Here is a 17,548-nt window from a genome sequence, read left to right as displayed (position 1 = left end):
CCCCAAACCCCTACGGCACCACGCTGACCGAATCAGCCAGAATTGGACGGCGAAAGGTCAATAGGTCATGGCGATCCGACGCTAGTCGATCTATGGCTGCTGGCACCGTTCCACCGCTTCTGCGCTGACAGGACAGGCCAAGATCATCGCGGTGATAGCGTGCGTTCGGAGCCGACCGCGGGCCTGGATGGCGAGAAGCCCCCTTGTCCCGTCTATGGCCCGGATCGAACAGAGATGAACTCTGTGGTCGAGTATGTAAGCGATTGCCGGGATGTGCATGAGCTTCTCGACCATAATGTTCGGCTGAGCTCGCGCCGTTCAGCGGATCTCGACCACCACTTTGCCGAGGGCGCGCCCGGCACCGACGTGCGCCAGCGCGGCCGCGGTTTCGTCGAGCGGGAAACTGCGGTCGATGGGGATATCGATTCGGCCCGCGATACACGACTCCGCGAGGGGTGTGAAGTGTGCGGGGCCTTCTTTCACCGCGAGGACCCCGAGCCTGCGGCCGGTCACCATCCCGGCGATCACACCCGCCGTCGTGATCCGTAGCAACGCGCGGGTGGTGCCGCCGACGCAGCGGTAGCGGCCGCCGCGTGCGACCGATCTGCGATAGGCGAAGACCGATCGGTGGGCGACGAGGTCGAGTACCCGGTCGTAGGGTCCGGTTCGGGTGAAGTCCTCGGCGCGATAGTCGATGACCTCGTCGGCGCCGAGCGTGCGCATGAACGCCAGTTTGGCCGCGTTGTCCACCCCGGTCACGTGCGCTTCCGCGCGCTTGGCCAACTGGATCGCGAACGCTCCTGAGCCCCCGCCCGCACCGTTGATCAACACCGACATACCGGCGGTGATGTCGGCCGTGCCCTGCAGGGCGATCGCGCCTGCCTGCGGCAGGGCCGATGCCTCGGTGAAGCTCAGCGATGCGGGTTTGTGGGCCAGCGCCGATTCGGGAGCCACGGCATATTCCGCGAAACCGCCCTTGAGCGTGAGGTTGTCGCCGTAGACCTCATCACCCGGCGCGAACAGAGTGACCTCGGAGCCGACGGCCTCGACCCGTCCGGCGATATCGGATCCGAGAACCGGGCGTCTCGGTGCCCGGAGCCCGCCGATGCGTGAATACAGCGGCGTCCCCCGCAGCGTCTCCCAATCGGAGAGGTTGATCGACGTCGCGTGCACCTGGACGAGCACCTGTTTCGGCCCAGGGGAAGGTACCGGGATTTCCGCGATCGACAGCATCTCGGGACCGCCGTAGCGGTCGTACACGACGGCCCTCACGTGATTCCGGCACGGACGAGCGAACGACGGTGTGGCACACCGCGAAGTCTAGCCGGAGGACTGTCTCCCGATGGGCGAACAGTACGTCGTCCTTCGGACCGAAACCCAAATCTGATCCTGCACAACAGCATCGAGAAGACCCGTCATCGATGACGGCCAAAGCCACCCGAAGATCCACGCGCCGAGGTCATCCCGGCGAACTGAACGCACTGAACCGCCGAGTTCCGTATGTCGGCACCGCCTCGCAGGACATGTTTCGGATCGCCCAACATCTTTGACTGGCAACTGAAGACGCCTGCGTCGATCGGCATCGCAGTTGATCCAGGCTTCGTTCTATCGCTTCTGGATCTGATACGGTGCGCCGATAAGCGGGTGTGCAGAGGTTGGATTCGTCATGGTGATCAGACACGTCGACGACTATGCAGACGACCGGGAATCGGTGGTGACCGTGTCGGTTTCGGTCACGGTGAACGTGACTTCGGCGCCGCTGCGACAGGAATCCAGTTTCGCGGTGTCGGCGTCGCCGTCCGCTGAACCTGGTCGGGCGCTGTCTGTTGTTCCGTTCCCGTCAGGGAGTGCCGGTCCGTTCGTCACCATGATGTTGGATGGCAGCAGGCTGCCGGTCCGTCTGGAATTCAGTTCCGAGTGGCGTGATCGGGTGCCGCCGAAAGAGGTTGGTTGTGAGCTGTTCGAGGCGTACTCGCGGGCACTGAGCGAACAGCAGGGGCGGCACTCGGCCGCGGACGGCTCCGCTGATGGGTGGTATCTGTCTGCCCGGGAGCAGGCGATCATGCTGCTGGAGACCACTACCTGGAACAAGTACTGCCGGGTGCACGATGACCTCCAATCCGACGGGGACTATTTGGTTCGCGGAGCTGCCACGCAGTACGGCAAGGCCGTCGTATCGATGTCCGGGAATCGGCAGGCGATACGGTCGATCACCGTGTCGCCGCTATGGCCCGGGTGTTCGGATTCTCGTGCGCTCGAGGCGGAGGTGCTGTGGTGTGCGGACCAGATTCGGGCGCTGCGCCCCAAGTTCGCCGCCAAGGGGGACTGGGCCCGCCACTCCGATGCCGAGCTGTTCGAGCTGCAGCGCCGGCACCGGCAACAGCTGATGCGAAACAGCATGTTGTGAAACGCCGTTGGGATCAGATACGAGATCGGGCCTCTGAGCTGCAGCTCAGAGGCCCGATCCCAGGGTGATCGCTAGTCCAGGTAGTCGCGGAGGACCTGGGAGCGGCTCGGGTGGCGGAGCTTGCTCATGGTCTTGGACTCGATCTGGCGGATGCGTTCACGGGTGACGCCGTAGACCTGGCCGATTTCGTCCAGGGTGCGGGGCTGGCCGTCGGTGAGGCCGAAGCGGAGGCGGACTACGCCCGCTTCGCGCTCGGACAGGGTCTCGAGGACCGACTGCAGCTGATCCTGCAGCAGGGTGAAGGAGACCGCGTCGACTGCGACGACCGCTTCGGAGTCTTCGATGAAGTCGCCGAGCTGGGAGTCGCCTTCGTCGCCGATGGTCTGGTCCAGGGAGATGGGCTCACGGGCGTACTGCTGGATTTCCAGCACCTTTTCCGGCGTGATGTCCATTTCCTTGGCGAGCTCTTCGGGGGTGGGCTCGCGGCCCAGGTCCTGGAGGAGTTCGCGCTGGATGCGGCCGAGCTTGTTGATGACCTCGACCATGTGCACCGGAATGCGGATGGTGCGGGCCTGGTCGGCCATGGCGCGGGTGATGGCCTGGCGGATCCACCACGTGGCGTAGGTCGAGAACTTGTAGCCCTTGGTGTAGTCGAACTTCTCGACGGCACGGATCAGGCCCAGGTTGCCTTCCTGGATGAGGTCCAGGAACGCCATGCCGCGGCCGGTGTAGCGCTTGGCGAGCGAGACGACCAGGCGGAGGTTGGCCTCGAGCAGGTGGTTCTTGGCGCGGTTGCCGTCGCGCATGATCCAGTTCAGATCACGGCGCGCCTGCACCGGCAGCTTCTCACCCTTCTCGGTGAGCTCGCGCATCTTCTCCGTGGCGTAGAGGCCGGCCTCGATCCGCTTGGCGAGCTCGACCTCCTCCTCGGCATTGAGCAGCGCGACCTTGCCGATCTGCTTGAGGTAGGCGCGCACCGAGTCGGCCGAGGCGGTCAGCTCGGCGTCCTTGCGGGCCTGCCGCAGCGCCTCGGATTCCTCTTCGTCCCAGACGAAGTCGCCGGAGGCCTTGTCCTTCTCGGAGGGCTCCTCGGCCTCTTCGGTCTCGGCTTCCGCCTCGACCTCTTCGGCCTCTTCCTCCTCGTCGTCGGCGATCTCGACGTCATCGTCGCCGAGCTCGACGTCGTCGACGTCGATATCACCGAGATCGTCGAGTTCCAGCGACTCGTCGTCGCCGATCTCCTCGACGTCGCCCTCGGGGCCGCCGTCGGCCTTCTTGGGGCTCGCCTTCTTCGCCGCGGCCTTGGTGGCCTTGGCCGCCTTGGCGGGCGCCTTCTTGGCCGCGGTCTTCTTGGCAGCGGCCTTCTTCGCCGCAACCTTCTTGGCCGGAGCCTTCTTGGCGGCAGCCTTCTTGACCGGCCGTGCTGCGGTGGTGTCTGCTGAATCGGCGGCTTCGGCCGAGTCGGCGGTCTCTCGGGTATTCGTGGCTACCACGTACGCCCTTTCGTGACGGTCTCGTGCGGCGTCACGCCAGAGTCAATCCGGCGGAGCGGTCTGTCGGGGGGAACCGGCGCGAGTGCCGGGTTGGTTTCACCGGCTCACCGCCGGACTGTTCCATTGTAACGATCGAACCAGCATGCTCATGGCGCGATACCGGCAGACACGGCCATCGCGGCGCCGACGATGCCGGCGGTGTTCTTCAAATCGGCCGCGACGACCGGGGTTCTGTTGGTGAGCAAGGGAATCCATTCGCGGTAGTCACGGCTGATGCCGCCACCGGCCACGAACACATTCGGCCAGCACAGGTTTTCAATGGTGACCAGCACCTTGGAGACCTCCGCGGCCCACTGCTCGTAGGTCAGCTCGTCGCGGTCCTTGATGGAGGCGGCGGCCCGGTGCTCGGCCTCCATGCCGCCCACTTCGATGTGGCCGAATTCGGTATTGGGCACCAGCGTGCCGTGGTACATCACAGCCGATCCGATACCGGTGCCGAAGGTGAGCAGCACCACCAAACCGGTCAGATCTTTTGCCGCGCCGTAGCGGTCCTCGGCGAGTCCCGCGGCGTCGGCGTCATTGAGCACCGTCACCTCGCGCCCGCCCAGGGCTTCGGAGAACAGCGTGCGCGCGTCGGTCCCGATCCAGTTCTTGTCGATATTGGCGGCCGTGCGGACCACGCCGTCGATGACCACGCTCGGCAAGGTGATGCCGACCGGTCCGTCCCATTCGGCCTGGGCGACCAGTTTGGCCACCGTCTCCGCCACCGCGTTCGGGGTGGACGGCTGCGGGGTCGCAATCTTGATGCGCTCGTGCACGAGATCCCCGGTGCCCAGATCGACCAAGCCACCCTTGACACCGCTACCACCGATGTCGATCCCGAACGCCTGCCCCCGAGCGGCCATGAAGACTCCTCGTTCTCCCTGATGAGCTGTGTCGTGCACGACAAGCCTAATGCGCGCCATGCCGGATCTGTGCTGCGATGGACCTCGTGCCGGAATCCGATTTCACTTCCACCGCATCGAACACCACCCCGACCGCCGATGGGGCCGAGATCGCCGAACTGCGGCGCGTGGCGGTGCATCTGGCCGAGACCGCCGCCGCCCATGTGCGCGAGCGCCGGCCCCAGGTTTTCGGCCCGGGCGCGCGCGAGACCGACGCCGTGCAGTCCAAGAGCACCCCGACCGATCCGGTGACCATAGTCGATACCGAGACCGAACAGTTGGTACGGAAGCTGGTGGCCGAGCTACGCCCCGGCGACCACGTGCTGGGGGAGGAGGACGGCGGCACCCTGGCCGCCGACCCGGACGCCGTGCACTGGGTGGTCGACCCGATCGACGGCACCGTCAACTTCGTCTACGGCATTCCGGCCTACTCGGTCTCGGTGGCGGCCGTGCGCGGCGGGCGCTCGGTCGCCGGCGCCGTGGCCGATGTGGCGCACGGCGTCACCTACAGCGCCGGGCTGGGTCAGGGCGCGCATCGCGCCGCCCCGGGCGCGGCGCCGATCGCCTTGCGCTGCAACGACGTCGAGTCGGCGGCCATGGCGCTGGTGGCGACCGGCTTCGCCTACGGCAATGCGCGCCGCACCCGGCAGGGCGAACTGGTCGCCCAGGTGTTGCCCTATGTCCGCGATATCCGCCGGATCGGCTCGGCGGCGCTGGATCTGTGCATGGTGGCCGAGGGCCGGGTGGACGCCCACTACGAGCACGGCCTGAACCTGTGGGACTGGGCCGCGGGCGCGCTCATCGCCGCCGAGGCGGGGGCTCGCGTGCGCGTGCCGGCGCCCGACTCGCCGGGTGCGGCAGGGGAGTTGGTGGTGGCCGCGGCCCCCGGAATAGCAGACGAACTGATCGGTCTGTTCGAGCGCTTGGATGTCACCACCCCTATCCCGCAACCGTGACAGCCGGGTAGACGGCCCGGGGTGACCGAAAAGTAATCGCCGCGCCCGGTACGGGCGCGGCGATTCACGGATTGGTTTCGGCACTGCGATTTTCAGCACTTGGCGTGCCGGGCGGCCTCCAGCAGCTTGGAGTCGATGGCGGGCGCGCTGCCGGGCGTCGGATTCTTCAGCGACCGCAGCACCTCCTCGGCGTCGGTGCTCGGCCGCAGATCCCGGAACAGCGACCCCAGCACCAGATCCACGCTGTCGTCGGTGCGCGCATCCTCGATGAGCTCCGCGCACGGCATGACCAGTTGCACCGACGCCGCCGCCGGGCGGCCGTTCACGCCGAAGCGGATCTGCCCCGCGCACTCCAGATCGCCGTTCACATAGACCGGATCATTGCCGACCTGCACATCCGGCGCACTCGCGAAGCCGAGATCGCCCAGCTCGGAGGCCACGTGCGCGGCCTGCCCGCGCTGCCCGTTGGCATTGAACACCCGCACCTTGGCCTGCGCCAGCGCGGCCGGCTCCACATCGCGTAACCGTGACGGCGACACCCGCTGTCCGAGCGGCACGGCCGCGGTCGAGGAGGCGTTGGTAGCCGGGCTGGGCGAGTTGCAGGCGATCGCCCCGGTGTCGGCCTCGGTCTGGGTCAGTGCGCGAAACCACACTCCGACGCAGATCAAGGCTATGACGCCCACCATGGCCGCCCACGGCTCCCACCGTCGCCGGATGAACGGCCGCCCGCTGCGGGGATCGGTCGATTTGCCTTGGGTGATCAGTGAAACCACGCCATCACTCTACGAAAACGTCGCGGTCAACGCGTGGAAGGTCTCGGTAAGTCCGGTGAAGGTCTCGGAGTGTTACCTCGTCGGTGACGATTGCCCCTCAGTTTCGAGTCGCGAGTGTTTTGATTGCGACTTTTGCGCAGGGGTCCGCTATTGTCTGGCGGCCCAGATCGTATCGCCCGGGTTGAATCGGGGGGTCGATTTCGGGAACAACGAGGGCATGCCCTGCGTTGACCGAGCGCGATCCGGTGCGGAACAGATGCATCCGGCCCGATCGGTGACCGGTGTACGCGTGACGTACGCCACGGGCGGGGCGGCACACCCGCGCACGGTTCCAGCAGGAACCGGGCACAGGTGCGCCGGTCCGGGATATACGGAGTAAGGACGAGGGGAAGACGACATGGCAACCGACTATGACGCACCGCGGCGCAGTGAAACCGACGAAGTGTCGGAGGACTCGCTCGAGGAGCTGAAGGCTCGTCGCAACGAGGCCGCGTCCGCCGTCGTGGATATCGACGAATCCGATACCGCGGAGTCGTTCGAGCTTCCCGGCGCGGACCTGTCCGAGGAGGTGCTCTCGGTTCGGGTGATCCCGAAGCAGGCCGACGAGTTCACCTGCTCGAGCTGCTTCTTGGTGCACCACCGCAGCCGGCTCGCCAGCGAAGCGGGCGGTCAGCTGATTTGCATGGACTGCGCGGCCTGAGCCCAGGCGCGTAGCCCTGAAGAAGGTATATCCGACAGCCCGCGCTCGGTACGCCGAGCGCGGTCAGGATCTTGCCGGGTCTCGCAGCGCGGCCCGGCGGATACCTCAGAGACCCAGCGCTGCCATGATCTTGTCGGGATGACGCGTGCTGACCAGCCAGTACGGGGTCGGATCGTCGGGATCATCCAGTACGAGCAACACCATGGGGCCCACCCAGCCCCGATGCTGGACATAGGCGGCCGGGTCGAGTTGGCGACCCAGCGCCGCGCTCTTCGCACTGGCCGGCACCGCCGCCGCCCGGGCCACGAAGGTGGCGGGCAGATGGGCGCGATCCACGCGCAGCTCCGGGGTGCCGGCCGAGTCGGGCACCACCTCCACCTTGTGCCGCGACATCCACAGCAGCACCCAGACCGCCACCGGGAACAGCACCGCGTACGGCAGCCAGGCGCGCAAACCGGGTGCGCCCATGTGGATTTCGGCCGCCATCAAACCGGCGACGCCCAATGCCACCGGCCACCACCACAGCGGCACCCAGAGGCGCTCGGTGTAGCGGGCGGTGGTCTGCTGCTGAGGTTCCATGGTCACCTGAGGGGGCTGGTCGGACACGTCATCAGACTAAGTCAAGGTGTGCGGTGGTGAGCGCGTAGGCTCGGCGTACGTGACCGGTATTCCATCCATCCCCCTGCTGCGGCTCGATCCCGGCATCCCCGTACCGACGCGCGCCCACGAAGGCGACGCGGGCGTGGACTTGTGCACCACCGAGGACGTCATCATCGAACCGGGGGAGCGGGTGCTGGTGGGCACCGGCATCGCGGTCGCGCTCCCGATCGGGACCGTGGGACTGATCCACCCGCGGTCGGGTCTGGCTGCCAAGGCCGGGCTTTCGGTCGTCAACACCCCCGGCACGGTCGACGCCGGTTACCGGGGCGAGATCAAGGTGTGCCTGATCAATCACGATCCGCGCACGCCCATCGAGCTCCGGCGCGGCGACCGGATCGCCCAGCTGCTGGTGCAGAAGGTGGAGCTGGTCGATTTCGTGGAGGTCGGCTCGCTCGACGAAACCGAGCGGGGCGCAGGAGGATACGGATCGAGCGGTGGGCACGCCAGCCTGACCCCGGAGGCGGGTCGAGCGGCCGGCAAGGAGGCATGAGGGATGTTCGGTAGAAAGAAACGCAAGGACGGCGCGGACGAACCCGCGCAGCGGTACGACGACGAGTACGGCGAATACGACGAGTACGACGACGCCGACTACGACGAAACCGAGTACGAGGCAGACGAATACGACGATTCGGACTATGACGAGTCGGAGTACGAGCTCCGCGCGCCCAGCGGCGACGACACGCCGCGCATGGGCCCGCACAACTACGAGGATGTCGCCGACCGGCTGGCCGCCATCGCCGATCAGCGCCTGGACCTGGGCTCGGTCATCCTGCCCGTCCCGCCGGGCGGCCAGTTGCAGGTCGAGATGACCCCCGAGGGCGCGCCGCAGGCGGTGCACCTGGCCACCCAGCACGGCCGCATCACCGTGGCCGCCTACGCCGCGCCCAAGACCGCGGGCCAATGGCGTTCGGTCGCGGCCGATCTCGCCGACACCCTGCGCAAGGACGGCGCCCAGGTGTCGGTGCAGAACGGTCCGTGGGGCCGCGAGCTGCACGCCGTCACCGAGGGCGCGGATCTGCGCTTCATCGGCGTGGACGGATATCGCTGGATGGTGCGCCTGGTCGCGGCCGGCCCGTCCGGCGCGGCCGACGAGGGCCAGCCGCTGGTGACCGCGGCGCGCGCGATTCTGGGTGAGACCGTGGTCCGCCGCGGTGACGAGCCGCTGCCGGTGCGCGAGCCGCTGCCGGTGGTGCTGCCGCAGGAACTGGCCGACCAGCTGGCCGCCGCGCATCAGCAGCAGTTGCAGGCGCAGCAGCAGGCCGTGGCCGCGCAGCTGGCCGCCATGCAGGGCGGGCCGCAGCCGGGGATTCCGACCCAGTCGCAGGAGCCGCCACGCCGCGGCGCCGACGGCTCGGCCATGCAGCAGCTGGGGCTCAACTAGAAAAACGACCTTCGCCTCCCGGTGGGAAGCGAAGGTCGTTTGCTATCCGGGGGTTTCGGGAGCTGTCCAGGGGATTCGGACAGCCGGGGATTCGGGGAGCTCTGGGGGATTTCGGGGATTCGACCGTCAAGCGGTTTCGGTGCCGCGCGCGAACAGCGCCGCAATGCCGCGCGCGCCCAGCACCGAGGGATCCGCACCCAGCTCGCCGAGGGTGATGGAATGCAGTTCGGCCCCCGGAATGAGCGCGGCCCACTGCTTCGCCACCTCGAACGGGTGCACCGGATCGTCGATCGCCCCGACGATCGACACCGGCGCTGTGATGCTCGTCAACACCTCCGCCTCCGGCCAGCGATAGGCGGCCGCCTCCGCCAAAGCCGCGGGCAGATCCGGCCATTGGGACCGCCACGAGCGCGTGAGGGCCTCGGCGAGCCAGGCCGGGCTGGACGCGCGCATGCCGTCGATCACGGCCTCGAGCCCGTCGGCGCGCAGCGCCGAGGCGGTGGCGGCGGCACTCAGCGCGGCCGGGCAGCCGGTGGTGTCCGCGCCGGTCCAGGCGGGCAGCGCCGCCACCACGCCCGCGACCGCTTCCGGGCGCTCAGCGGCCCATTCCACGGCCACCGCCGCGCCCAGCGAGATGCCCGCGATCACTACCGGCCCGTCCGCCGCGGCCCGATCCAGGGCGTCGCGATAGCTGCCGATGACCCGCCGCGGGTCCGGATCCACCGGCAGAAATGTGATTTCCATTGCGGCGCAGGCCGGTCCGAACGCACGCGCGGCGAAATGGGCATCGGAGCCGGTCCCGGGCAAGGCGACGGCAATTCGCGGACGCGCGCGGCCGGCCGCCGGAAGTGGTAGATCGGGCACCGGCCGAGCGTACTGCGACGGGCGCGGATGGCGGGTGCGGGCCGACCCCTCTACAGTGGCGGTGTACGGCCACAGCCTCCTTCGGGTGACGAACCCACCCAGGCGTGTGGAAGGAACAACGACGTGAGACCCACGCCGTCTGCTCTATGGGAGAGCGTGCGAGATGCCATCCACGGGTGGGAAGGACACACCCTCGGGCTATTTCCGGCGGCTGAGCCGCCGATTGACCGAGGACCTGGATCGTCTGGATGCGGAGGAGCTGGCCGAGACGTCGGAAGCGTCGGGCGCCTGTCACGCATCACAATGCCGGCGCGGTGAGGAAGTCACCATGCTCGGCCGGCTACGGAGTGTCGAGGCCTGCCCCAAGTCGGCGGGCGCGGAGATCCAAGCCGAATTCTTCGACGGCACCGACAGCGTGTCGCTGGTCTGGATCGGCCGCCGCCGCATCCCCGGAATCGAACCGGGACGCCGTATCCTGGTCCGCGGCCGCATCGGCGAACGCGCCGGCGGCAAGGTCATCTTCAACCCCTACTACGAACTCCGCGAGAGCTCCTGACACCTATGCCGATACCCGCCAGCAGCAATGACGAGGGCCGCACCGGCCGCCTTGCGAAAGACGAGCCCCCCGACAGCCCCGCCGAGCTGGAAGGCTCCGCGCTCCTGGAGTCCGAGCTGGCCGAGGCCGAACGCGAACTGCTCGCCGAGGAGATCGAGGAGGCCCGCGAGGAGGCGGCCGAGCAGACCCTGCTCGAACAGCTCGGCGGTTTCAGCGGCCTGATCTACTCCTCACTGCCCGTACTGGTCTTCGTGCCGGTCAATACCTGGCGCGGGCTCACCACGGCCATCTGGGCCGCCCTGGGGGTTGCTACGGCGATTCTGGTGTGGCGCATCATCCGCAAGGGTCCGGTGCAGCCGGCCATTTCCGGTTTCCTGGGCGTCGGCGTGTGCGCGTTCATCGCCTACCGTATGGGCGAGGCCAAGGGTTTCTTCCTGTTCGGCATCTACGCCAGTCTCGTGTACGCGGGCGTGTTCCTGGTGTCGCTGCTGGTTCGCTGGCCCCTCGCGGGCGTCATCTGGGGCGTGCTCAACGGGCACGGCCACGACTGGCGCTCCGACCGCCGCGCGGTGCGGCTCTACGATCTGGCGACCGCGGTGTGGGCGGTGGTGTTCGCCGCCCGGTATCTGGTGCAGAACCACCTCTACGACGCCGACAGCACCGGCTGGCTGGCCGCGGCCCGCATCGGCATGGGCTGGCCGCTCACGGCGGTGGCGCTGGTGGTGACGGTGTGGGCGGTGCGCCGAGCGGGCCATTTGCCCGCGTCCAGGTCCGCCGAATCCGCCGCGAACTGACCGTCATCGGCGCTTTATCGCGTTAAACTGCGACCGCGCAACACCTTCGGGGGCATCAGGGGTGAAGAGGGGGTGGCATACCCACCCCTGGGGTGTCTATTTCGGGGGCCTCGATCAAAGCACGATCGTCATGAGACGAAACGGCGAAAGGATCGGGGAGTTGGTTACCGACGGCAAGGCAGTGGCGGAGTCGCAGGACCGTGGCGTGGGGCGCGGTGCGACGACGCAGAGTGCGGCCGCACGCCGGCACCAGGCGGGGCGGGGAAACAAGAACAGCGCGGCGACGTCGGAATCCCGGCGCGCGGCCGCGGAATTGGACAAGCTGATCGGCCCGGCCGCGGGTGGCGACCGGGAGGCGGTGTCGGAGATCCTCAAGATCGTCTACCCGCTGGTGCGCCGCTACTGCGCGGCGCGCATGGGCGGCTCGGCGCATCTGCACGTGACGGCCGACGATGTGGCACAGGAGATCTGCCTGGCCACCGTGCAGGCCATCCCGCGCTACCGGGATCAGGGCAAGTCGTTCCTGGCGTTCGTGTACGGCATCTCGGCCAACAAGGTCGCCGACGCGTTCCGCCGGGCGCAGCTGCACCCGGCCTATCCGGTGGCGGAGTTCCCGGACACCCCGGAGACCGAGGCCGGGCCGGAGGAGCGGGCGCTGGCGTCCGAAACCCGCCGTGCCACGCGGGAACTCATGAAGGTGCTGGCGCCGACCCACCGCGAGGTGCTGGTCATGCGCATCGTGCTGGGGTGGACGGCGGCGCAGACCGCCGAGGCCATCGGCACCAGCCCGGGCGTGGTCCGGGTCATGCAGCATCGGGCACTGAACAAGCTGCGCGCCGAACTGCGGGCCGCTTCGTAATGCGGGCCGCAGGCGCCGCGTTTCAGGCGCCCGCGCCGACCGTACTACCGAAACCGTTGACGCCGAGGGCCTTCCGCAGATCGTCCTCGGCTTCCACGGAGGCCACGAACAGCAGCTCGTCCTCGCCTTCGAGGGGATCGTCGGCCTGCGGCACGATGACGCGGCCGCCGCGCAGGATGGTCACCAGGGCGGCGTCGCGCGGCAGCTTCAGCTTGCCGACGGCCTTGCCCGCCAACGGCGTATCGGTCGGCAGGGTGATCTCGACCAGATTGGCCTGACCCTGGCGCAGGGTCAGGAGCCGCACCAGATCGCCCACCGACACCGCCTCCTCGACCAGCGAGGCCAGCAGTCGCGGTGTCGACACGGCGACATCGACGCCCCACGAGGTGTCGAACAGCCACTCGTTGCGCGGATCGTTCACCCGCGCCACCACGCGCCCGACCCCGAACTCGGTCTTGGCGAGCAGGCTGAACACCAGATTCACCTTGTCGTCGCCGGTGGCGGCGATGACCACGTCATAGGTTTCCAGGCCCGCCTCTTCGAGCGTCTCCAGCTCGCAGGCGTCGGCATGGGTCCACACCGCGGTGGGCGCGCTGGCCGGATCGATGTGATCGAGTCGTCGTTCCAGCAGCATGACCGCATGACCGCCGCGCAGCAGTTCCTGGGCGATGGATCGGCCGACGGCGCCGGCGCCCGCAATGGCTACCTTCATGATCAGTCCTCGCTCGCGGGGGGATTGCCGGCCAGGGCGACGGCCTCGCCGACCGTGCCGGAGGTGGCGGCGATGTAGACGACGTCATCGGCCTGCAGCATGGTCTTGCCATTGGGCAGCACGCCCTGCCCGAAGCGGATGAGGAAGGCCACGCGCGCGCCGATGGCGCCCTCCAGGGACTTCACCGTGCGCCCGTACCACTCCTCGTTCAGCACGAGTTCGGTGACCGCGACGGTGCCGGTGGGGTCGCGCCAGGTGGTGGTGGACTGATCCGAGACCAGGGTGCGCAGGAACCGGTCGGTGGTCCACGGCACGGTGGCGATGGTCGGAATGCCCAGGCGCTCGTAGACCGCGGCGCGCTTGGCGTCGTAGATGCGGGCCACCACGCGCTCCACGCCGAAGGTCTCGCGGGCCACGCGGGCGGAGATGATGTTGGAGTTGTCGCCGGAGGAGACCGCAGCGAACGCGCCGGCCTTCTCGATTCCGGCGCGGGTCAGCACATCCCGGTCGAAGCCGACGCCGGTGACGCACAGGCCCGGGAAATCACGGCCCAGGCGCAGGAAGGCGCTGGAGTTCTGATCGATCACCGCGACCTCGTGGCCGATGCGGACCAGGGCGCGCGCGAGTGAGGATCCCACTCGTCCACACCCCATGATCACTACGTACACCGTGCGAACCCCATTCCCGAAAACCGTATGTGCGGTCTGGTTGCTTGTCCGGGCAGCAACCGTACCGTTCGAGTTTTTCCCGAGGCACTTTCCCCCTCCGGTCCTGACTCAAACCGGAAGGGGCAAAAGTCACACTGCTCATGTCCCACGGTACGACGTCACCGGGCGCGCGCCGCGCCGTGGACGCGAGTGGTCCCGGGCTCCCTTATGCTGCCTAAAGTGTCGAAGTTGACGACGGCTGCCAAACGAATGCTGGTGGGCCGCCCCTTCCGTAGCGATTCGCTGGGGCACACGCTGCTCCCCAAACGGATCGCGCTCCCCGTGTTCGCGTCCGACGCGCTGTCGTCGGTGGCGTACGCGCCGGAGGAAATCTTCCTGGTGCTGTCGGTGGCCGGGCTGTCGGCCTATGTGTACGCGCCGTGGATCGGTGTGGCGGTGGCGCTGGTGATGGCGGTCGTGGTGGCCAGCTATCGGCAGAACGTGCACGCCTACCCGTCCGGCGGCGGCGACTACGAGGTGGCGACCAAGAACCTCGGGCCCACCGCGGGGCTCACGGTGGGCAGCGCGCTGCTGGTGGACTACGTGCTCACCGTGGCGGTGTCGATCTCCTCGGCGGCGTCGAACATCGGGTCGGCGATTCCGTTCGTGGCCACGCACAAGGTGTTGTTCGCGGTGGTGGCCATCGTGCTGCTCACGGCCATGAACCTGCGCGGCGTCCGGGAATCGGGCACGGCCTTCGCGATTCCGGTCTACGCGTTCATGATCGGCATGTTCGTCATGCTGGTGTGGGGGTTCACCCGGATCGGGCTGCTCGGTGAGCAGGTGCACGCCGAGTCCTACGGGTTCGAACTGAAGGCCGAGGAAGAGCATCTGTTCGGCATCGCGCTGGTGTTCCTCATCGCTCGCGCATTCTCCTCCGGCTGTGCGGCGCTGACGGGCGTGGAGGCCATCAGCAATGGCGTGCCGGCCTTCCGCAAGCCCAAATCGCGGAATGCGGCGACCACGTTGCTGCTGCTGGGCTGCATCGCCATCACCATGTTCATCGGCATGATCATCCTCGCGCAGGAAGTCGGCATCGTCTACGCGCACAACACCGCCGATTTGATCGGCGCGCCCGCGGGATACGAGCAGAAGACGCTCGTGGCGCAGCTGGCGGACGCGGTGTTCAGCGGCTTCCCGTTCGGGTTCTTCTTCATCACCATCGTCACGGCGCTGATCCTGGTGCTCGCCGCCAACACGGCCTTCAACGGCTTCCCGGTGCTGGGCTCGATCCTGGCGCAGGATCGATTCCTGCCGCGCCAGTTGCACACTCGCGGCGACCGGCTGGCGTTCAGCAATGGCATTCTCTTCCTGGCCGGGGCCGCCATCGCATTCGTGGTCATGTTCGGGGCCGAGGTGACCAAGCTCATCCAGCTCTACATCGTCGGCGTGTTCGTGTCCTTCGTGCTGAGCCAGACCGGCATGCTGCGGCACTGGACGCGACTGCTGCGCACCGAGACCGATCCGGCGCAGCGGGCGCGCATGAAGCGCTCCCGGGTGATCAATGCCATCGGCCTCACCATGACCGCCACCGTGCTGGTCATCGTGCTCGTCACCAAGTTCCTGGCCGGCGCGTGGATCGCCATCGTCACCATGGCCGCGATCTTCGGGCTCATGAAAATGATTCGCCGCCACTACGACACGGTGGCCCACGAACTCGACGAATTCGAATGGGACGGCGTCCTGCCCAGCCGCACCCACTCCATCGTGCTGGTGTCCAAGCTGCACCTGCCGACCAAGCGCGCCCTCGCCTACGCCCGCGCCACCCGCCCCGACACCCTCGAGGCCATCACGGTGAACGTGGACGAGCCCGACACCCGCGCCCTGGTCCGCGAATGGGAGATCAGCGATATCGCGGTGCCCCTCAAGGTGATCGAATCCCCCTACCGCGAAATCACCAAACCCGTCATCGACTACGTCAAACGCCTCCGCAAGGACGCCCCCCGCGACGTGGTCACCGTCTTCATCCCCGAATACGTCGTCGGCCACTGGTGGGAACAACTCCTGCACAACCAGTCCGCCCTCCGCCTCAAGGGCCGCCTCCTCTTCGAACCCGGCGTTATGGTCACCAGCGTCCCCTGGCAGCTCACCTCCTCCGCCAAAGCCGCCCAACTCCGCACCGTCAACGCCCCCGGCTCCGTCCGCCGCGGCTTCGGAGACGACGCGTGAGCTCTGGGGAGAATTGGCGCGGAACGACTGTCGACGTTCGGCTCGGACCGCCCGGGCACGGTGGGTTCTGCGTGGCGCGGCACGAAGGGCGAGTGCTGTTCGTACGGCACGGGCTGCCCGGGGAGTTGGTGCGGGCGGTGGTCACCGAGGATCGGGGCGGGTCGTTCTGCCGCGCTGATGCGGTGGAGATTCTCGAGGCGTCTGCTGATCGGGTGCCGGCGACCTGTCCGGTGTCGGGACCCGGCGGGGCTGGATGCTGCGACTTCTCCTTCGCCACACCCGAAGCGCAGCGGGCGTTGAAGGCTGCGGTGGTGGGCGAGCAGTTGCGTCGGTTGGCGGACTGGGAGCCCGAGTTCGTGGTCGAGGAGATTCCTGCGCTCGCCAGTTACGGTGCCGCGCCGATGCGTGAGTCCGGCCGGGCGGGTACCGGATCCGATCGGGTGCCGGGAGCGCCCGGTAGCGGGCCGGGCCCGCGTCGGGCCGGGTTGGGCGTGGGTGGCGTCGCGCGGGGAGTCGGCTTCGCTGTGCGTGGCATCGGTGAGATCGCGGGGGGCATGGGCGATATTGAGCCGCTGGCGCATTCGGGCGGGTGGCGGTCGCGGGTGCGGCTGGTGGTCGATGCGCAGGGGCGGGCCGGGGTGCACAAGTATCGGGGGACGGAGGTGATCGCGGATCTGCGGTGTCCGCAGCCGATGGCGGGGGCCATGGCGGGGATCGCGGAGCGGGAGTGGACGCCGGGGGCGGATCTCGTGGTGGCCGTGGATGGGGATGGGGTGCGGCATATCGTCGAACTGGCTCCGCCGGAAGAGGATCGGGGCGCGCGGGGTGGTGACCGGCGGCGGGATCGGCGCGGGGGTGGGGATCGGCGGAGTACGGCCGCTCGGCGGGCGGCGGCGCACAGTGTGCGGGACGAGCGGGTGGTCGAGGGGAGCGGGCGGGCTGTTCAGTATGTTTCGGGGCGGCGGTGGGAGTTGTCGGCCACCGGGTTCTGGCAGCCGCATTTCGGTGCGGCGCAGTGTTATTCGGATGTCGTGGGGGAATGGGCGGATGCCACGGCGGGGGCGCTGGCGTGGGATCTCTACTGCGGGGTCGGTGTTTTCGCGGCGCGGCTGGCGGAGCGGGTCGGGGCAGGCGGGGCGGTGCACGGCGTGGAGTTTTCTCGGACCGCTGTGAGCGAAGGGCAAGCGGCGCTGCGAGATCTGGGGGCGGTGGAGTTGCGGGCCGAGCGGGTGGAGCGGTGGATTGTCGAACAGCCGTCCACCGCACCGGATGTGGTGGTGCTGGATCCGCCGCGGGCCGGTGCGGGGAAGGATGTGATCAACGCGCTGGCAGAGCGGGGGCCGCGGCGGACCGTTCATATCGGTTGTGACCCGGCCGCTTTCGCGCGGGATGTGGGTCTCTATCGAAGCGCGGGCTATCGACCGGTTGGGCTGCGAGTCTTCGATGCTTTCCCGGCAACGCATCACGTGGAATGCATCGCCGTGCTGGAGCGCTGAGCCCGGTCGCGGCAGCTTCGCGCCAAGTGCATGCACGCGCACATGCATGCAGGGTGCATTCCATTGCCGGAGCGCTG

Annotated in this window: 18 protein-coding genes; 10 read left to right on the top strand and 8 right to left on the bottom strand. The window is 68.2% G+C overall.

The annotated features are described in order from the left end of the window. Positions 1 to 318 precede the first annotated feature (318 nt). A complete protein-coding gene (locus ACFVIV_RS32780; protein ID WP_379203100.1) occupies positions 319 to 1,272 on the bottom strand; it encodes an NAD(P)-dependent alcohol dehydrogenase in 954 nt (317 codons plus the stop codon). A gap of 442 nt (positions 1,273 to 1,714) precedes the next feature. Between ACFVIV_RS32780 and ACFVIV_RS32775 the strand changes: the two genes are divergently transcribed. Next, positions 1,715 to 2,407 (top strand): hypothetical protein, encoded by a 693-nt coding sequence (locus ACFVIV_RS32775; RefSeq protein ID WP_379203098.1) that lies wholly within the window; start codon positions 1,715 to 1,717, stop codon positions 2,405 to 2,407. 71 nt (positions 2,408 to 2,478) lie between these two features. Here the strand turns inward: ACFVIV_RS32775 and ACFVIV_RS32770 are convergent, their stop codons facing one another. Then, entirely contained in the window at positions 2,479 to 3,900 is a 1,422-nt protein-coding gene (locus ACFVIV_RS32770) for an RNA polymerase sigma factor (protein WP_379203096.1), read from the bottom strand. Positions 3,901 to 4,046: 146 nt separating this feature from the next. Further along, positions 4,047 to 4,805 carry a polyphosphate--glucose phosphotransferase gene (ppgK, locus tag ACFVIV_RS32765; RefSeq protein WP_379203094.1) on the bottom strand — a complete coding sequence of 253 codons (759 nt, stop codon included), beginning with the start codon at positions 4,803 to 4,805 and terminating at the stop codon, positions 4,047 to 4,049. 77 nt (positions 4,806 to 4,882) lie between these two features. On the opposite strand from ppgK, the gene ACFVIV_RS32760 reads away from it, so the two are divergent. After that, positions 4,883 to 5,800 carry an inositol monophosphatase family protein gene (locus ACFVIV_RS32760; protein ID WP_379203092.1) on the top strand — a complete coding sequence of 306 codons (918 nt, stop codon included), beginning with the start codon at positions 4,883 to 4,885 and terminating at the stop codon, positions 5,798 to 5,800. Between the two features lie 92 nt (positions 5,801 to 5,892). Here the strand turns inward: ACFVIV_RS32760 and cei are convergent, their stop codons facing one another. After that, a complete protein-coding gene (cei, locus tag ACFVIV_RS32755; RefSeq protein WP_379203090.1) occupies positions 5,893 to 6,573 on the bottom strand; it encodes an envelope integrity protein Cei in 681 nt (226 codons plus the stop codon). A gap of 397 nt (positions 6,574 to 6,970) precedes the next feature. Between cei and ACFVIV_RS32750 the strand changes: the two genes are divergently transcribed. Then, positions 6,971 to 7,273, top strand: a complete 303-nt coding sequence (locus ACFVIV_RS32750; protein ID WP_379203088.1) for a DUF4193 domain-containing protein — start codon at positions 6,971 to 6,973, stop codon at positions 7,271 to 7,273. 105 nt (positions 7,274 to 7,378) lie between these two features. Here ACFVIV_RS32750 and ACFVIV_RS32745 read toward each other — a convergent pair whose 3' ends face one another. Continuing rightward, complete coding sequence (locus tag ACFVIV_RS32745) at positions 7,379 to 7,852, bottom strand: DUF3093 domain-containing protein (protein ID WP_379203191.1); 474 nt, start codon at positions 7,850 to 7,852, stop codon at positions 7,379 to 7,381. Between the two features lie 79 nt (positions 7,853 to 7,931). Here ACFVIV_RS32745 and dut point away from each other — a divergent pair, with 79 nt between their 5' ends. Further along, positions 7,932 to 8,423, top strand: a complete 492-nt coding sequence (dut, locus tag ACFVIV_RS32740; protein ID WP_379203086.1) for a dUTP diphosphatase — start codon at positions 7,932 to 7,934, stop codon at positions 8,421 to 8,423. 3 nt (positions 8,424 to 8,426) lie between these two features. Continuing rightward, positions 8,427 to 9,314 (top strand): DUF3710 domain-containing protein, encoded by an 888-nt coding sequence (locus ACFVIV_RS32735; protein WP_379203084.1) that lies wholly within the window; start codon positions 8,427 to 8,429, stop codon positions 9,312 to 9,314. Between the two features lie 126 nt (positions 9,315 to 9,440). Here ACFVIV_RS32735 and ACFVIV_RS32730 read toward each other — a convergent pair whose 3' ends face one another. Further along, positions 9,441 to 10,178 (bottom strand): alpha/beta fold hydrolase, encoded by a 738-nt coding sequence (locus tag ACFVIV_RS32730; protein ID WP_379203082.1) that lies wholly within the window; start codon positions 10,176 to 10,178, stop codon positions 9,441 to 9,443. A gap of 163 nt (positions 10,179 to 10,341) precedes the next feature. Between ACFVIV_RS32730 and ACFVIV_RS32725 the strand changes: the two genes are divergently transcribed. From ACFVIV_RS32725 to ACFVIV_RS32715, 3 genes are all read left to right on the top strand, one after another. Next, positions 10,342 to 10,734: an OB-fold nucleic acid binding domain-containing protein gene (locus tag ACFVIV_RS32725; RefSeq protein WP_379203080.1), complete on the top strand. Its 393-nt coding sequence runs from the start codon at positions 10,342 to 10,344 to the stop codon at positions 10,732 to 10,734. 5 nt (positions 10,735 to 10,739) lie between these two features. After that, the gene (locus ACFVIV_RS32720; protein ID WP_379203078.1) at positions 10,740 to 11,528 is read left to right on the top strand and encodes a DUF3159 domain-containing protein; all 789 of its coding nucleotides are present in this window, start codon (positions 10,740 to 10,742) and stop codon (positions 11,526 to 11,528) included. A gap of 160 nt (positions 11,529 to 11,688) precedes the next feature. Next, positions 11,689 to 12,387, top strand: coding sequence for a sigma-70 family RNA polymerase sigma factor (locus tag ACFVIV_RS32715; protein WP_281186339.1), 699 nt, complete (start codon positions 11,689 to 11,691; stop codon positions 12,385 to 12,387). Between the two features lie 22 nt (positions 12,388 to 12,409). On the opposite strand, the gene ACFVIV_RS32710 is transcribed toward ACFVIV_RS32715, so the two are convergent. Both ACFVIV_RS32710 and ACFVIV_RS32705 read right to left on the bottom strand, forming a co-directional pair. Continuing rightward, positions 12,410 to 13,099 carry a potassium channel family protein gene (locus ACFVIV_RS32710; RefSeq protein WP_379203076.1) on the bottom strand — a complete coding sequence of 230 codons (690 nt, stop codon included), beginning with the start codon at positions 13,097 to 13,099 and terminating at the stop codon, positions 12,410 to 12,412. Positions 13,100 to 13,101: 2 nt separating this feature from the next. Beyond that, positions 13,102 to 13,767: a potassium channel family protein gene (locus ACFVIV_RS32705; RefSeq protein WP_379203074.1), complete on the bottom strand. Its 666-nt coding sequence runs from the start codon at positions 13,765 to 13,767 to the stop codon at positions 13,102 to 13,104. Positions 13,768 to 13,986: 219 nt separating this feature from the next. Here ACFVIV_RS32705 and ACFVIV_RS32700 point away from each other — a divergent pair, with 219 nt between their 5' ends. Together ACFVIV_RS32700 and ACFVIV_RS32695 are read left to right on the top strand one after the other, a co-directional pair. Then, the gene (locus ACFVIV_RS32700) at positions 13,987 to 15,975 is read left to right on the top strand and encodes an APC family permease (RefSeq protein ID WP_379203072.1); all 1,989 of its coding nucleotides are present in this window, start codon (positions 13,987 to 13,989) and stop codon (positions 15,973 to 15,975) included. Continuing rightward, entirely contained in the window at positions 15,972 to 17,471 is a 1,500-nt protein-coding gene (locus ACFVIV_RS32695) for a class I SAM-dependent RNA methyltransferase (protein ID WP_379203070.1), read from the top strand. Before ACFVIV_RS32700 ends, ACFVIV_RS32695 begins: the two co-directional genes overlap by 4 nt. Positions 17,472 to 17,548 lie beyond the last annotated feature (77 nt).

This window comes from Nocardia sp. NPDC127526, assembly GCF_042672265.1.
Classification (GTDB): domain Bacteria; phylum Actinomycetota; class Actinomycetes; order Mycobacteriales; family Mycobacteriaceae; genus Nocardia.
The sequence above is the reverse complement of the archived record's forward strand: the minus strand, read 5'-3'. Positions and strand labels throughout refer to the sequence as shown.

Excerpts from the sequence above, each read along its gene's own strand:
- ACFVIV_RS32710 (WP_379203076.1), bottom strand. The coding sequence starts at position 13,099 with ATGAAGGTAGCCATTGCGGGCGCCGGCGCCGTCGGCCGATCCATCGCC.
- ACFVIV_RS32760 (WP_379203092.1), top strand. The coding sequence starts at position 4,883 with ATGGACCTCGTGCCGGAATCCGATTTCACTTCCACCGCATCGAACACC.
- ACFVIV_RS32735 (WP_379203084.1), top strand. The coding sequence starts at position 8,427 with ATGTTCGGTAGAAAGAAACGCAAGGACGGCGCGGACGAACCCGCGCAG.
- ACFVIV_RS32745 (WP_379203191.1), bottom strand. The coding sequence starts at position 7,852 with ATGGAACCTCAGCAGCAGACCACCGCCCGCTACACCGAGCGCCTCTGG.
- ACFVIV_RS32720 (WP_379203078.1), top strand. The coding sequence starts at position 10,740 with ATGCCGATACCCGCCAGCAGCAATGACGAGGGCCGCACCGGCCGCCTT.
- ACFVIV_RS32750 (WP_379203088.1), top strand. The coding sequence starts at position 6,971 with ATGGCAACCGACTATGACGCACCGCGGCGCAGTGAAACCGACGAAGTG.
- ppgK (WP_379203094.1), bottom strand. The coding sequence starts at position 4,805 with ATGGCCGCTCGGGGGCAGGCGTTCGGGATCGACATCGGTGGTAGCGGT.
- ACFVIV_RS32725 (WP_379203080.1), top strand. The coding sequence starts at position 10,342 with ATGCCATCCACGGGTGGGAAGGACACACCCTCGGGCTATTTCCGGCGG.